At 69.0% G+C, this 867-nt stretch carries 1 protein-coding gene; it reads left to right on the top strand.

Annotated elements, in window-relative coordinates; all coding sequences use genetic code 11:
- Positions 1-121: 121 nt before the first annotated feature.
- A complete protein-coding gene (locus AC27LF_RS45525) occupies positions 122-805 on the top strand; it encodes an HAD family hydrolase (RefSeq protein WP_479665231.1) in 684 nt (227 codons plus the stop codon).
- Positions 806-867: the final 62 nt, after the last annotated feature.

Below are 867 nucleotides of genomic sequence, written 5' to 3'. Positions count from 1 at the left end.
TTGCATGGAGTCTCCTCTCGACCCGGGCAGGCTAGCCGCACAAGCAACCTCATTGCCACAATGCGGGTGTGTGATGGATTATCGTTCCCTCATCGCGTTCCACCGATCGAAGGGAAGCACCATGCACGTTGCACCGCCGGACTGGGAGTTGCTGGTCTGCGACATGGCCGGTACCGCGTTCAGCGATGACGGGCTGGTCATCGAGGCGTTCCGCGCCGCGCTGCTGGACACGGGACTTCCCGACGGTCCCGAACTCCAGGCCGCCCTGGCCTCGTTCGACGGCAACCGCGGCCGCAGCAAGCTGGACGCCTTCCGCGATGTGCTGCCCGAGGAGCGGGCACGGTCGGCCAACGAGGCGTTCGAGCGGCGTTACGAGGAACTCGTCGCCAAGGTAGGCATCAAGGCGTTTCCCGGCGTCGAGGACCTGTTCGTGCGGCTTCGGGCAGCGGGCGTACGGATCGCACTCATCACCGGCTTCGCGGAACGCACCCGCGAAACCCTCGTCGACGCACTGGGCTGGCGAGAAATAGTTGATCTCACACTCAGCCCCAGCGACGCCGGCCGCGGCCGGCCGTTCCCCGACATGATCCTCACCGCGGCGCTCCGCCTGCAGGTCACCGACATGCATGCCGTCGCCGTCGTCGGCGACACCCGCAGCGACCTGCTCGCAGGCTGGCGCTCGGGGGCCGGCATCGTCGCCGGTGTCACCACCGGAGCCCACACCCGGGCCACGCTGGAGGCCGCACCGCACACCCATCTGCTCGACTCGCTCGCCGGGATCGAGACCGCGACGGCCACCCGATGACCGCCCACCGCCCCGCGGTCGGCGGGCGCAACGGCGTGGTCACCTCGGCCCACCAACTCGCT

It is taken from the genome of Streptomyces diversicolor (assembly GCF_057537855.1).
The sequence above is the reverse complement of the archived record's forward strand: the minus strand, read 5'-3'. Positions and strand labels throughout refer to the sequence as shown.

What these genes read in the sequence shown, in the direction of transcription:
- AC27LF_RS45525 (WP_479665231.1), top strand. Translation starts at nt 122, where the DNA reads ATGCACGTTGCACCGCCGGACTGGGAGTTGCTGGTCTGCGACATGGCC.